This window comes from Streptococcus sp. 20925_1_69 (assembly GCF_041432365.1).
GTDB lineage: Bacteria > Bacillota > Bacilli > Lactobacillales > Streptococcaceae > Streptococcus.
On record NZ_JAPVZL010000005.1, the window covers coordinates 114,343 to 128,069 of the forward strand.

General features: G+C 37.3%; 11 protein-coding genes and 1 pseudogene. 11 read left to right on the forward strand and 1 reads right to left on the reverse strand.

Features of this window, described 5'->3' with window-relative positions; translation table 11 throughout:
* Positions 1–26: 26 nt before the first annotated feature.
* The 11 genes and pseudogenes from O3601_RS04985 to O3601_RS05035 all read left to right on the forward strand — a co-directional run.
* Positions 27–1,145 (forward strand): annotated as a pseudogene (locus tag O3601_RS04985) (restriction endonuclease subunit S); the annotation flags it as partial.
* A 149-nt stretch (positions 1,146–1,294) separates the two neighbouring features.
* Positions 1,295–1,636, forward strand: coding sequence for a hypothetical protein (locus tag O3601_RS04990; protein ID WP_000428283.1), 342 nt, complete (start codon positions 1,295–1,297; stop codon positions 1,634–1,636).
* 12 nt (positions 1,637–1,648) lie between these two features.
* Positions 1,649–2,251: a protein adenylyltransferase Fic gene (gene fic / locus O3601_RS04995; RefSeq protein ID WP_371471483.1), complete on the forward strand. Its 603-nt coding sequence runs from the start codon at positions 1,649–1,651 to the stop codon at positions 2,249–2,251.
* 67 nt (positions 2,252–2,318) lie between these two features.
* Positions 2,319–3,146 (forward strand): aminoglycoside 6-adenylyltransferase, encoded by an 828-nt coding sequence (locus tag O3601_RS05000; protein WP_371471486.1) that lies wholly within the window; start codon positions 2,319–2,321, stop codon positions 3,144–3,146.
* A 29-nt stretch (positions 3,147–3,175) separates the two neighbouring features.
* Positions 3,176–3,736 (forward strand): GTP pyrophosphokinase, encoded by a 561-nt coding sequence (locus O3601_RS05005; RefSeq protein WP_371471488.1) that lies wholly within the window; start codon positions 3,176–3,178, stop codon positions 3,734–3,736.
* Between the two features lie 53 nt (positions 3,737–3,789).
* Entirely contained in the window at positions 3,790–4,977 is a 1,188-nt protein-coding gene (locus O3601_RS05010) for a hypothetical protein (RefSeq protein ID WP_371471490.1), read from the forward strand.
* A 75-nt stretch (positions 4,978–5,052) separates the two neighbouring features.
* A complete protein-coding gene (parC, locus tag O3601_RS05015) occupies positions 5,053–7,533 on the forward strand; it encodes a DNA topoisomerase IV subunit A (RefSeq protein ID WP_371471492.1) in 2,481 nt (826 codons plus the stop codon).
* Between the two features lie 325 nt (positions 7,534–7,858).
* Entirely contained in the window at positions 7,859–9,910 is a 2,052-nt protein-coding gene (locus O3601_RS05020; RefSeq protein ID WP_261067832.1) for a thiol-activated cytolysin family protein, read from the forward strand.
* 332 nt (positions 9,911–10,242) lie between these two features.
* Positions 10,243–10,968, forward strand: a complete 726-nt coding sequence (locus O3601_RS05025) for a CppA N-terminal domain-containing protein (RefSeq protein ID WP_371471494.1) — start codon at positions 10,243–10,245, stop codon at positions 10,966–10,968.
* Positions 10,965–11,900: a serine hydrolase domain-containing protein gene (locus tag O3601_RS05030; RefSeq protein ID WP_371471497.1), complete on the forward strand. Its 936-nt coding sequence runs from the start codon at positions 10,965–10,967 to the stop codon at positions 11,898–11,900. Before O3601_RS05025 ends, O3601_RS05030 begins: the two co-directional genes overlap by 4 nt.
* 8 nt (positions 11,901–11,908) lie before the next feature.
* Complete coding sequence (locus tag O3601_RS05035) at positions 11,909–12,805, forward strand: DMT family transporter (RefSeq protein ID WP_371471498.1); 897 nt, start codon at positions 11,909–11,911, stop codon at positions 12,803–12,805.
* A 201-nt stretch (positions 12,806–13,006) separates the two neighbouring features.
* Here O3601_RS05035 and O3601_RS05040 read toward each other — a convergent pair whose 3' ends face one another.
* Complete coding sequence (locus O3601_RS05040) at positions 13,007–13,705, reverse strand: GntR family transcriptional regulator (protein WP_371471500.1); 699 nt, start codon at positions 13,703–13,705, stop codon at positions 13,007–13,009.
* Between the last annotated feature and the right edge of the window lie 22 nt (positions 13,706–13,727).

Here is a 13,727-nt window from a genome sequence, read left to right on the forward strand (position 1 = left end):
TCAAAGCTGGGGGAGAATTTAAAGAATATAAAGTATCCGATTTATTTGATATTGTATCGGGGAATCAGCCGTCCCTTCGTAATCGTTTTAATGTAAAAGAAGAAGGAATGGTCAATACAATTACTGGAGCGACAACTCGAAATGGGATAAATTTTTATTCGTATAGCGATTTTAGTTATAATCATGAGTTGACAATATCAAAAGATGGTGAGTATGCAGGAACAGTTTTCTTACAGACAGAACCTTTTATTGTCGGAGGACATTGCATGGGGATTTTTGCTAGTAAAAACTATAAAACAATGTCTGATGAGAGTAAACTATATATTGCAGCTCTCATTAATAAAGTACGTCCGATGTGGGCCGGTAATGATAGACCTAGCGTACAAAAATCTCGTCTTGAAAAATTAGAACTGGAATTACCATTTTTAAATAACGAGATAGCATTTGTATATATGGAAAACTACATCAAAGCGCTCGAGGCTTATCTAACTGTAACAAATCTCAGAGATTATCATCTTACAAAAAATGATGAAAAAGTACTTGACAAGTTTGCAAAACTTTCCGATACTAAGAGTAGAGTAGAGGAGTCGGAGGACTATGCTTATTTCAAATTGCAAGATGTATTGAAATGGTGTTCTGGAATTAAAGAGTTAAATCCGTTAAAATTAGATGAATTATCCGATGAAAGCGAAAATAAATATCCTTTCTATGGACAGGCAATAATTAATAATGGTATTATTTCTTATCACAATTTGAGAAGAGAGGTTCTAAATAATCCAGATGGAAGACCAACAATTTTAATTCATTCTAATAATCAAAATATTGTCTATTTAGAGTCACCATTTTATCTAAAAGATGGACATGGTGCAACAAGTGTTCTACAATCAGAGAAATTGGACAAATATACGGCATTCTACTTAATGACTGCAATAAAAAAAGTTATTGAGAAGAGATTTAATTATAATGCCAAGGCTACCAAAATTGGGTTAAAAGAAACAGAGATTCAACTTCCAATCCAAAATGGACAAATCGACTATACATTTATGTCTGACTTTATTCGAGCAGTGGAGAAATTGGTTATCAAGGATTTAGTCATCTGGGCTGACAAAAAAATTGCTACGACTAAGGAAGTAGTAGCAAGATAGTTCAGTATATCTGTCCTTTTTAGGGAGTAGCTGTCCTAATTTTTAGGCAGTTTTTCCCTAAAAAGGACAAGTTGAGTTTTGATAATAGCTATTTATTTACACCTTACAAAAAGTTTACATTGAAAAAAGTAAGAAGGAGGATCCAGTAAATGGAGAATAAGAAACCTAAAGGAGCTGCAAAGATTAGATTGTTCAAAATAAGTCATGCAGAGTATGGGAAAGTACTTGATGTGTTGGATGCGAAAACATCTATTTTGGATGTAAGAAATATGATTTGTAATAGAGAGCCTGATTATGAGTATTTTATTCCAAAAGTGATATTTTCATTGGACAAAGAGGCTAAGGAAAATGGTTTCTATTTTAGCGGACTCAACGGAGATTTTGCTTACTTACCAAGGGTTACTACAGACATTGTAGAGTTTAAGTTGCCAGATGAACTGAAAGAACATATTGCTAAAGGGCACCCTGTTTTCTATACAAAATGGCGTTAATAAGGGGAAAATATGGTATTGGAAAATAAACTAAGCATTACAAACTCAGCCCAGCTGGCAGATGCAGAAGAAAAATTGACAAAAAAACAAGCCGCTCTGCTTTTTCAGACAGGAGATTTGTTCAAGATGGAAGTTGGGACATTTGCAGGGCTGTCCGCTATTCACTACTATCTTTTTTCTGGTATCTATGATTTCGCCGGAAAAATCCGTGATGTTAATATTGCAAAGGATAATTTTCAATTTGCCCCTCGCATTTTTTTAGAGCAATCTTTACAGTATATTGACAAACTTCCTCATGACAATTTTGATCAAGTGGTTGATAAGTATGCGGATATGAATATTGCCCATCCTTTCCGTGAGGGGAATGGACGCGCAATGCGGATTTGGCTAGATTGTATGCTTCGTCAGAAACTGGACAAAGTGGTAGACTGGAATGCTATAGATAAGGATGAGTACCTCAATGCCATGAAGCGTAGTGCAGTGTCGACTGGAGAACTCAAGTATTTGCTCCTCAATAACTTGACGGATGACCTCAGTCAGACCAGTTTCTTTAAGGGAGTGGATGCTTCATACTACTACGAAGGATACAGTCTTTACCAGACAGGAGAGTTATAGTATAAAAGCTATCCAGTAAAAAGAAGCAGCAGATATCTAGTAATCTATAAAACGAGAAGGTGCTGACATGAGAGCTGAAACAGAAATGCTAGATCTGATTTTACAGACTGCCAAAACTTTACAAGTCAAAGCTGTCGCCATGTCTGGTTCACGGACAAACCCAAAGGCCCCAAAAGATGAATTTCAAGACTATGACGTGGTCTATGTCGTGGACGATTTAGATAATATGACGAGTGACCTTTCTTGGCTAGGTCAGTTTGGCAAACGCATTATTGAGCAAGAGGTTGCTATTGAACATCGTCGTCTATATCTTATGCCCTTTGAGGATGGTAATCGTATTGATTTAACTCTCTGCCCCAAAGAGCACATCAAGGAGTGGGTAGAAAGCGAAGCGGATTTCACGGTACTAGAGGATACTAAGGGCTTGTTTGAGTCCTATTCTCCCAGTCCAAAGCGTTTCTGGATGAGTCCAGCTAGTGAGACAGATTTTAAAAATTCCTGCAATGAATTTTGGTGGGTGTCGGCCTACGTTGTTAAAGGGATTTGTCGGAATCAGCTCATCTACGCGACAGACCATCTCTACGGTATTTGCCAACAAGAACTCTTGAAGGTAATGGCTTGGCAGGTTGCAAGTGATAGGGGGAAAGTCGATATCGGCAAGAACTACAAGTATCTCTTCAACTATTTACCTGCTGAGAAAAAGAAGGAATTCTCAAATTTACTTGATTTTTCAAGTAAAGAGAAAATCACTCAGTCTTTGTTTGCTACGATGCAACTTTTTCATAGAGAAGCTCAAAGACTTGCTCAAAAGTTGGGCTTTGACTACGATAAAGAAGTAGCGGAGAAGATGATTGAGTATGCTGAGGAAAGAGTGAAGAAGTTTGGGAATAACTAGAAAAATGAAAAAGCGAGAGGAGAGGACTCATGATTGAAAAAGTGGAACGCCTCATTACAGAGATTAATCGTATTCATCGAGAATATTCTAAAGATTATTTTGAAACGGGTAAGGTGGAAAAAATCAATCTCAAGCATACCTTTTCAAAAGTTCCGACTAAAGCGATTTTGGCCTACCGTCTGAATTTACATGAGTCAATTAATGACTATCTGATGAAAGCGGATGTCCAAGATATTGCCTATGTTTATCGTGTCAAGACTTCTGAGTCTATTTTAGATAAAATTACACGTTTTTCCGAGCGTCAAGAGGGCTATCCTGTGAATTCCATTCTTAATGATATTTTTGGTGCTCGTATGATTTTAAGTTCCAAAGAGATAGCTCAAGTCATGGAGAAATTAGATGATTGGCAAGAGAATTACGGACTAAAAAACTGGTATTTACGTGATAAAGATGGCTATGTCGGTATTCATATCTATTTTAAAAATAAAAGTAATTTTTACTACCCATGGGAACTCCAACTTTGGGATAAGAAAGATGTAGATAGCAATATCGCCAGTCATATCAAGTATAAACGAGGATTTGTGGGATGAAAATAGTTACACTCACTAATAACTAACGTGATGTTTAGATAAAGGAGGATTCAATGTCTGAAGCGCTAACAATGGTTCTGTTTTTAATTGCTTTTTTAACTTTTATCGAATTTAGGAAACGTAGAAGTAAAAAATTTAATGATTCACCGTTGTTTATTATAATTGAGAAACAATACAAGAACTGGCATAGAATGAATGGTACTATATTAAACAAAAAATATACTACAGTTTTTGAGATTGATAGAATTCTATTTGAATTACGCTCCAAGTTATTAGATTATGGTATCACGAAGGAAGAATTTGAAGATTATATTAAATTTGTAGAGAAAAAAGGTAATCAGTTAACTTTTTCAATTAAGGACATAATTATAGGAATCCTAACTTTTTTAAGTACAAATACATTTATCTCAAAGATATTACCAGAAACTACTTGGGAACAAATTCAAAAATCGTTTCAAAATATAGTCAATAGTGTGAGTGAATATGAATATCTATTTAATATTATTTTGATACTTTTGTTATTAATTCTTTCACTAAGAGCAATGTACATAATCAGTAATTTTGATAATTTGAATAAAGAGGGGCAAAGATACCCTTTGTTGAAAAGATTAGAATCAATTTGGGAATATAAAGAAAATACGGAAATTTCTACTACTGAAGGTGCGTTAAAACATAGGGAAGGAAACACTGAGGAGTATGTATATACTAAAATAAATTTTTCAAAATCTAATTTTGATAAGCGGTTGGAAGCAGCCGTGGGTGAAACAGTTTTTGATAATTTCTCTTTCATGTTTCAAAAAATCGAGACTATATGGACTTTGATATCTAGTATATTTGACTGGTTATTAGGATTCATCATGCCAACTATATTCCTTACTATTAGTTTTTGGTTATTGTTTTTTGAATATAAAAATATTATTTATATCATTTTGTCAGTCATTATTTATCTATTATTTATATCGTTTTGTAATTCTCAATTGAATGTATATTCTGAGGGGATTACTTACGAAAAAAGAGATTTTTCTAAAAAGTATCAGTATAAACTTGTATCGGTTAGAAGGAGATGGCCTTCGAAGATTTCTTCTTTTATATATTTTCTCTTTTCCGTTTTCATTATTTTTCATTTTTTTTGTGGAAAACTCAATTTTTATAATATATTTATTTTGTTTTTATTCGGTATATTTTACTTAATCTGTTTTTTATATAGGGTGGAAAAAGTACTAGATGAAAGTATTAGGTGATAGTATAAATAGTAAGTTTAAACTGTAAAGAATTTTAGCTAGAAGGAATAATTTAAATTAAGAAGGTTTATAACCATGTCCAACATTCAAAACATGTCCCTGGAGGACATCATGGGAGAGCGCTTTGGTCGCTACTCCAAGTACATTATTCAAGACCGGGCTTTGCCGGATATTCGTGATGGTTTGAAGCCGGTTCAGCGACGTATTCTTTATTCGATGAATAAGGATGGCAATACCTTTGACAAGAGTTACCGTAAGTCGGCCAAGTCTGTCGGGAACATCATGGGGAATTTTCACCCACACGGGGATTCTTCTATCTATGATGCCATGGTTCGTATGTCACAGGACTGGAAAAATCGTGAGATTCTAGTCGAAATGCACGGTAATAACGGTTCTATGGACGGAGATCCGCCTGCGGCTATGCGTTATACTGAGGCGCGTTTGTCTGAAATTGCTGGCTACCTTCTTCAAGATATCGATAAAAAGACTGTTCCTTTTGCTTGGAACTTTGACGATACCGAGAAAGAGCCGACAGTCTTGCCAGCAGCTTTTCCAAACCTTTTAGTCAATGGTTCTACTGGTATTTCGGCTGGATACGCCACAGATATTCCTCCCCATAATTTAGCTGAGGTTATCGATGCGGCGGTTTACATGATTGACCACCCAACTGCAAAGGTTGATAAACTCATGGAATTCTTGCCGGGACCAGATTTTCCAACTGGAGGAATCATTCAGGGTCGTGATGAAATCAAGAAGGCCTATGAAACCGGGAAAGGGCGCGTTGTTGTTCGTTCCAAGACTGAGATTGAAAAGCTAAAAGGCGGTAAGGAACAAATCGTTATTACTGAGATTCCTTATGAAATCAACAAGGCCAATCTAGTCAAGAAAATCGATGATGTTCGTGTCAATAACAAGGTGGCTGGGATTGCTGAGGTTCGTGATGAGTCTGACCGTGACGGTCTTCGTATCGCGATTGAGCTCAAGAAAGACGCCAATACGGAGCTTGTTCTCAATTATCTCTTCAAATACACCGACCTACAAATAAATTACAATTTTAACATGGTGGCAATTGACAATTTCACGCCTCGTCAGGTTGGGATTGTTCCAATCCTGTCTAGCTACATCGCCCACCGTCGTGAAGTGATTCTGGCGCGTTCACGCTTTGACAAGGAAAAGGCTGAGAAGCGTCTCCATATCGTTGAAGGTTTGATTCGTGTGATTTCAATTTTGGACGAAGTCATCGCCCTTATCCGTGCTTCTGAGAACAAGGCTGACGCTAAGGAAAATCTCAAGGTCAGCTATGATTTTACAGAAGAGCAGGCTGAGGCCATCGTAAGCTTGCAGCTTTACCGTTTGACCAATACAGACGTGGTTGTCTTGCAGGAGGAAGAAGCAGAACTTCGTGAAAAGATTGCCATGCTTGCAGCGATCATTGGTGACGAACGGACCATGTACAATCTCATGAAGAAAGAGCTTCGTGAGGTCAAGAAGAAGTTTGCGACTCCACGTTTGAGTACTTTAGAAGACACAGCAAAAGTAATTGAGATTGATACAGCTAGTCTTATCGCCGAGGAAGATACCTACGTCAGTGTGACCAAGGCAGGTTACATCAAGCGTACCAGCCCACGTTCCTTTGCGGCTTCAACGCTGGAAGAAATTGGCAAACGTGATGATGATCGTTTGATTTTTGTTCAATCTGCCAAGACCACCCAGCATCTTTTGATGTTCACGACCCTTGGAAATGTCATTTATCGACCAATTCATGAATTGGCAGATATTCGCTGGAAGGATATCGGAGAGCATCTGAGCCAGACCATTACAAACTTTGAAACGAATGAAGAAATCCTTTATGTGGAAGTCGTGGATCAGTTTGATGATGCGACAACCTACTTTGTAACGACTCGTCTCGGTCAAATCAAGCGTGTAGAACGAAAAGAATTCTCTCCATGGCGGACCTATAAATCTAAGTCTGTCAAGTATGCTAAGCTCAAAGACGAGACAGACCAGATTGTAGCAGTGGCTCCGATTAAACTAGATGATGTTCTTTTGATTAGCCAAAATGGTTATGCCCTTCGTTTCAATATCGAAGAGGTTCCGGTTGTCGGTGCCAAGGCTGCAGGTGTCAAGGCTATGAACCTGAAAGAAGATGATGTCCTCCAATCGGCCTTTATCTGTAATACCTCGTCCTTCTACCTCTTGACTCAGCGTGGAAGTTTGAAACGTGTTTCCGTTGAGGAGATTCCGGCAACTAGCCGTGCCAAACGAGGATTACAAGTCTTGCGTGAATTGAAAAACAAACCGCACCGTGTCTTCTTGGCTGGTGCAGTTGCAGAACAAGGTTTCATCGGTGATCTCTTCAATACAGAAGTAGAAGAGAACGACCAAACTCTGCTTGTTCAATCCAACAAAGGAACAATCTATGAAAACCGATTGCAAGACTTGAACCTGTCAGAACGAACCAGCAACGGAAGCTTCATATCAGATACCATTTCAGATGAAGAAGTTTTTGATGCCTATCTTCAGAAAGCTTATACAGAATTTGAATCTAAAAAATGATAAAAACAATGAAAAGCTTTTCATTAAAAAATTTCTTAAGTTATAGATTTAAGAGTTGAATCTGATTATATATACAAAAACGAACAGTGCTGATTCCCAACTGATAGGGACTCAAGCCTGCTCGTTTTCTTATTTTTAGTGGTATAGACCGTTTGGTATTTAAATGTGAAATTGTTAACATATGAGCAACTATACAAGTTGAACTAATAAAAAATAATAATTTTTTAAGAAAATGATTGCATCTATAATATTTTTATGTTATACTCTTATTGTTTCAAGAAAGCGCGTTCAAGAAATAATTCGTTCAAATATATAGGAGTTTTTTATGTCTCAAAATAAACAAGATAAAGGATTTCGTTATTCTATTCGTAAATGTAGCGTTGGAGTCTGTGGCGTTGCCCTTGCAACATTTTTACTAGGTTCTGGACTAATTTTTCAATCAAATGTAGTAAAAGCGACAGAGCCAAGTGGAGCTGTAGTTACTGGTGAAAATATTGCTGCTCACAAACCTGCAAGTCAGAGTTCAATTGCTTATGGAGGAGATGCTTCTAGAGCAGTTGACGGCAATCATGATAACGCATGGAACCACCGTTCTGTTACCCATACAGATTTTCAAGATCATTCTTGGTGGAAAGTTGATTTAGAGAAAGAAGAATCAGTAGGAACTGTTCGTATTTACAATCGTGGAGATGGGGATGTAGCAAATCGCTTATCTAATTTTGATGTTATTTTGTTGGATAAAGCTGGAAATGAGGTAACTCGTCAACACATCGATAGCTTGAACAATCAACCAACAGTTGATGTCCAATTCTCAGGGGTTAATGCACGATATGTAAAAATTGAATTAAATAAATCTAAAACTCCTCTTAGTTTGGCAGAAGTTGAAGTATATCGTGCTGTAAAAGAAGAAAAAGTAGTAGCAGATAAGAAAACAGAAAACCAAGTTAAAACAGAAAGTAAAGCAAAAACAGACTTTACTGCAGAACTAAACAACTATTTATTTGGTTTAAATTATGATAAGTTAAATATTTTAACTAGAAAAGGCGAAGCGTTAGAAAATTACACTAATACAAGCACAAAACAACAAGGAAATGAATTTGTGGTTGTGGAAAAAGTGAAGAAAAACCTTTCTAATGGTTCTGCGGATGTTGCCATTAATGGTAACGGAGATATCTTCCTAGGTGCTTTGTTTAAAGCAAATCAAGACCTCCTAGAAAATAAACCACAACAAATTAGTTTAGATCGTAGCAAAGGTAGAATTAGTGTTGATTTACCAGGAATGGTAGGCGGAGATAGCTATGTAGATGCTAATCCAACTGCAAGTGGTATGCAGGAAGGTGTGAATACCTTGTTAAATCGTTGGCATGAAAAATATGCTGCGAAAAATCCTGCTCCAGCACGTATGCAGTACGAATCAACTTCTGCTTACAGCATGAATCAATTGAAAGCAAAATTCGGAAGTGATTTTGAAAAAGTCGGTGTTAATTTGAAAATTGACTTTGAGGCTGTAAACAAGGGTGAAAAACAAGTTGAAGTTGTTGATTTTAAACAAATTTACTATACTGCTAACTTTGATGCTCCAAAAAATCCATCAGATGTATTTGCGCCAGGAGTAACGGTTGATCAATTGAAAGCACGTGGAATTGATGATAAAACACCTCCTGTATACGTGTCAAGCGTTTCATACGGACGTCAAATGTATGTCAAATTTGAAACAACAAGCAAGAGTACAGAGTTGAAAGCAGCCATCAATGCTGTTATCAAAGGAGTGCCTATTAAACCAGAATCTGAATGGGCGCGTGTCTTGAAGAATACAACTGTAACCGTTTCAATCGTAGGTGGAAATGCTGATGGCGCTGCGCATGTTGTGACAGGTACAGTAGAAGATTTGAAGAAATTGATTCAAGAAGGAGCTACTTTCAGTACACAAAACCCTGCTGTTCCAATTTCTTATAAGACTGCATTCTTGAAAGATAATCAAGTAGCCACCATTCAAAGTAACACAGACTACATTGAAACTAAAGTGACTTCATACAAAAATGGTTATCTTAATTTACAACATAAGGGAGCTTATATTGCTCGTTACTATGTTTACTGGGATGAAGTAACTTATGATAAGGATGGAATTGAAAGTATTCGCTCACGTCAATGGGAAGATAATGGTAAGAACAGAACAGCTGGCTTCCAAACTGAACTTCAATTTAAAGGAAATGTACGTAATATACGCGTGAAGATTCAAGAAAAAACAGGTCTTGTTTGGGAACCATGGCGTACAGTTTATAATCGCACAGACCTTCCTCTTGTTCAAAAACGTACCATTGTTAACTCAGGTACAACACTAAGACCAAAATACGATGAGAAAGTTGAAAATAACTAATTTTTCACTTGTAAAAGGAATCAGTTTTAAGAGCTGGTTCTTTTTCTTTCTAATATTCCTCCGTAATCAAAAATCAACAAAGACAGTCAATTATTTGTTATCAATACATTAATTAGAGTTCCAGTTTTATCTTAGATCTTAAATCAGTATTTTAAGTTGTAGAAAATATGTCTTTTAGTATGCTTTTTGACTTTTGTATTTTTCTCTAAAAATGGAGTTTTGGGCCAGACTTTTGAAAAAAATTTTTTAATGAGGTGAAAATTGGTAAATTTGAGCATAATATCTTGTAAAAAATTCTAAAATCCTTTAAAATAAAAGAGTTGGAGGAATTTATGAATGTAAATCAAATTGTACGGATTATTCCTACTTTAAAAGTTAATAATAGAAAATTAAATGAAACATTTTATATTGAAACCCTTGGTATGAAAGCCTTGTTAGAAGAGTCGGCCTTTCTGTCACTAGGTGATCAAATAGGTCTAGAAAAGCTGGTTTTAGAAGAGGCTCCAAGTATGCGTACTCGTAAGGTGGAGGGAAGAAAAAAATTAGCTAGATTGATTGTCAAGGTGGAAAATCCCTTAGAAATTGAAGGACTTTTATCTAAAACAGATTCGATCCATCAATTATATAAAGGTCAAAACGGCTACGCTTTTGAAATTTACTCGCCAGAAGATGATTTGATTTTGATTCATGCGGAAGATGATAGAGCAAGTCTAGTAGAAGTAGGAGAAAAACCTGAATTTCAAACAGATTTGGAATCAATTCCTTTAAGTAAATTTGAGATTTCTATGGAATTACATCTCCCAACTGATGTCGAAAGTTTCTTGGAAGTATCTGAAGTTGGGGCTTCACTTGATTTTATCCCAGCTCAGGGTCAAGATTTGACTGTGGACAATACGGCTACTTGGGACTTATCTATGCTCAAGTTCTTGGTCAATGAACTAGATATAGCAAGTCTGCGCCAGAAGTTTGAGTCTACCGAATATTTTATTCCTAAGTCTGAAAAATTCTTCCTTGGTAAAGATAGAAATAATGTTGAATTGTGGTTTGAAGAAGTATGAAGTGGACCAAGATTATTAAAAAAATAGAAGAACAAATTGAGGCAGGGATTTATCCCGGAGCCTCTTTTGCGTATTTTAAGGACAATCAATGGACGGAGGTCTATTTAGGCCAGAGTGACCCAGAGCATGGCTTGGATACTGAGACAGGACTGCTTTATGACCTAGCCAGTGTCAGCAAGGTTGTTGGGGTTGGCACAGTTTGTACCTTCTTGTGGGAAAAAGGTCAATTAGATATTGACAGACCAGTAACAGATTTTTTAGCTGAGAGTGATTATCCAGACATCACTATTCGCCAGCTCTTAACCCATGCTACAGATCTTGATCCTTTTATTCCCAATCGTGATCTTTTAACAGCCTCAGAATTAAAGGAAGCGATGTTTCATCTCAATAGACGAAGTCAGCCAGCCTTTCTTTATTCGGATGTCCATTTTTTGCTGTTGGGTTTTATTTGGGAAAGAATCTTTAATCAAGACTTGGATTTGATTTTACAGGAGCAAGTTTTTAATCCTTGGGGAATGAATGAAACCCAGTTTGGGCCTGTTGAGCTTGCTGTTCCAACAGTCAGAGGTGTAGAGGCAGGTCTAGTGCATGATCCCAAGGCTCGTCTCTTGGGCAGACATGCTGGGAGTGCTGGTTTGTTTTCGACTGTAAAGGATTTACAAATCTTTTTGCAGCACTATTTAGAGGATGATTTTGCAAGAGACTTAAGTCAAAATTTTTCTCCTTTGGATGACAAGGAACGTTCTTTGGCATGGAATTTAGAAGGAGATTGGTTAGACCATACGGGCTATACAGGTACCTTTATCATGTGGAATCGTCAGAAGCAAGAAGCGGTCATTTTCCTATCGAATCGTACCTATGAAAAGGATGAGAGGGCTCAATGGATTTTAGACCGTAATCAGGTGATGGACTTGATTCGCAAAGAAGAGTAAGGAGAGACATGTCAAATAGTTTAAAAGGGACTTTATTAACAGTTGTGGCTGGAATTGCTTGGGGGTTGTCAGGAACGAGTGGCCAATACCTGATGGCGCACGGAATTTCGGCTCTGGTTTTAACTAACTTACGACTTTTAATCGCTGGTGGAGTTCTCATGCTCTTGGCTTATGCTACTGCAAAGGATAAAATGTTGGCCTTTTTAAAGGATAGAAAGAGTTTGCTGTCTCTTCTTATGTTTGCTCTAATTGGTCTATTCCTCAATCAATTTGCCTACTTGTCTGCAATTCAGGAAACCAATGCAGGGACAGCAACGGTCCTTCAGTATGTTTGTCCTGTTGGAATTTTGATTTATAGCTGTATCAAGGATAAGGTGGTACCTACCTTGGCAGAGATTGTTTCTATCATATTAGCCATTGGAGGGACCTTCCTCATTGCAACTCATGGTCAGTTGGACCAGTTATCCATTACACCTTCTGGCCTACTTTGGGGTCTCTTTTCTGCATGGACTTACGCCCTTTATATTATTTTACCCATAGTTTTGATTCAGAAGTGGGGGAGCAGTTTGGTCATTGGTGTGGGAATGGTTATAGCAGGTTTGGTCGCCTTTCCTTTTACAGGAGTTCTACAGGCCAATATCCCAACTAGTCTTGATTTTCTTCTTGCATTTGCGGGTATTATCCTTATCGGGACTGTCTTTGCCTATACAGCCTTCTTAAAGGGAACCAGTCTGATTGGACCGGTTAAGTCAAGTTTGTTGGCTTCAATTGAGCCAATCTCTGCGGTTTTCTTTGCCTTTTTAATTATGAATGAACAATTTTATCCCATTGATTTTCTTGGCATGGCAATGATTTTAGTTGCTGTAACCCTGATTTCTTTGAAAGATTTACTCTTAGAAAAATAAAAAAGCCTCTTTGTCTGTGACAGAGAGTTTTTGCGTAGTATTTTATACTCAATGAAAATCAAAGAGCAAACTAGGAAACTAGCCGCAGGTTGCTCAAAGCACTGCTTTGAGGTTGTAGATAGAACTGACGAAGTCAGCTCAAAACACTGTTTTGAGGTTGCAGATAGAGTTGACACGTTTTGAAGAGATTTTCGAAGAGTATTAATTGTTTTCAAGATAAAATTCAAAACGTTCGCCTACATACTGACTTTTTACGTATTCAAATGCAGTGCCATCTTCTAGGTAGGAAACCTGAGTCAAACCAAGAATAGCATGTCCTTTTTCAACCTCTAAGTAGTGGGCAATTTTTTCCTTAGCGAGACGAGCATAAATAGTCTGCTGTGATTTACCGATACGGTAGCCATATTTTTGCAGGGTTTGGAAGAAATGACTGGTAATTTCTTCTTTTTTAAAGTTCTTAATAAATTTCTCAGGAATGGATGCAACTTCATAAACCAGAGGAACTTGGTCGGCATAGCGAACCCGTTCCATTCGGATAATATTCTCCGTTGGAGAAATTCCTAGTTTGGCAACTTCCTGCTCATTGGGAATGGTTTTTCTGTAGGAAATGAGTTGGCTAGAGGGAATTTTGCCTTGAGACTTAACAATTTCAGTAAAACTGGTTGTCCCTCGCATTTTTTCTTGTACTCGAGTACTGGAAACAAAGGTGCCACTTCCTACACGACGCTCTAAAACGCCTTCTTCGACTAATAGAGATACAGCTTGGCGAAGGGTCATACGACTGACCTCAAACTGCTCTGCTAAATCTCTTTCACTGGGAAGTCTCTCCCCAATAGCCCAACGGTGCTCGTCAATATCCTTTTTAATCTGATCATGGATTTTCATATAAGCTGGTAGCATGTTTTCACTTCATTTCTATCTT

Bases quoted from the DNA above. Each gene is read 5' to 3' on its own strand.
- fic (WP_371471483.1), top strand. From the start codon at position 1,649: ATGGTATTGGAAAATAAACTAAGCATTACAAACTCAGCCCAGCTGGCA.
- O3601_RS05035 (WP_371471498.1), top strand. From the start codon at position 11,909: ATGTCAAATAGTTTAAAAGGGACTTTATTAACAGTTGTGGCTGGAATT.
- O3601_RS05010 (WP_371471490.1), top strand. From the start codon at position 3,790: ATGTCTGAAGCGCTAACAATGGTTCTGTTTTTAATTGCTTTTTTAACT.
- O3601_RS04990 (WP_000428283.1), top strand. From the start codon at position 1,295: ATGGAGAATAAGAAACCTAAAGGAGCTGCAAAGATTAGATTGTTCAAA.
- parC (WP_371471492.1), top strand. From the start codon at position 5,053: ATGTCCAACATTCAAAACATGTCCCTGGAGGACATCATGGGAGAGCGC.
- O3601_RS05030 (WP_371471497.1), top strand. From the start codon at position 10,965: ATGAAGTGGACCAAGATTATTAAAAAAATAGAAGAACAAATTGAGGCA.
- O3601_RS05025 (WP_371471494.1), top strand. From the start codon at position 10,243: ATGAATGTAAATCAAATTGTACGGATTATTCCTACTTTAAAAGTTAAT.
- O3601_RS05040 (WP_371471500.1), bottom strand. From the start codon at position 13,705: ATGCTACCAGCTTATATGAAAATCCATGATCAGATTAAAAAGGATATT.
- O3601_RS05020 (WP_261067832.1), top strand. From the start codon at position 7,859: ATGTCTCAAAATAAACAAGATAAAGGATTTCGTTATTCTATTCGTAAA.
- O3601_RS05000 (WP_371471486.1), top strand. From the start codon at position 2,319: ATGAGAGCTGAAACAGAAATGCTAGATCTGATTTTACAGACTGCCAAA.
- O3601_RS05005 (WP_371471488.1), top strand. From the start codon at position 3,176: ATGATTGAAAAAGTGGAACGCCTCATTACAGAGATTAATCGTATTCAT.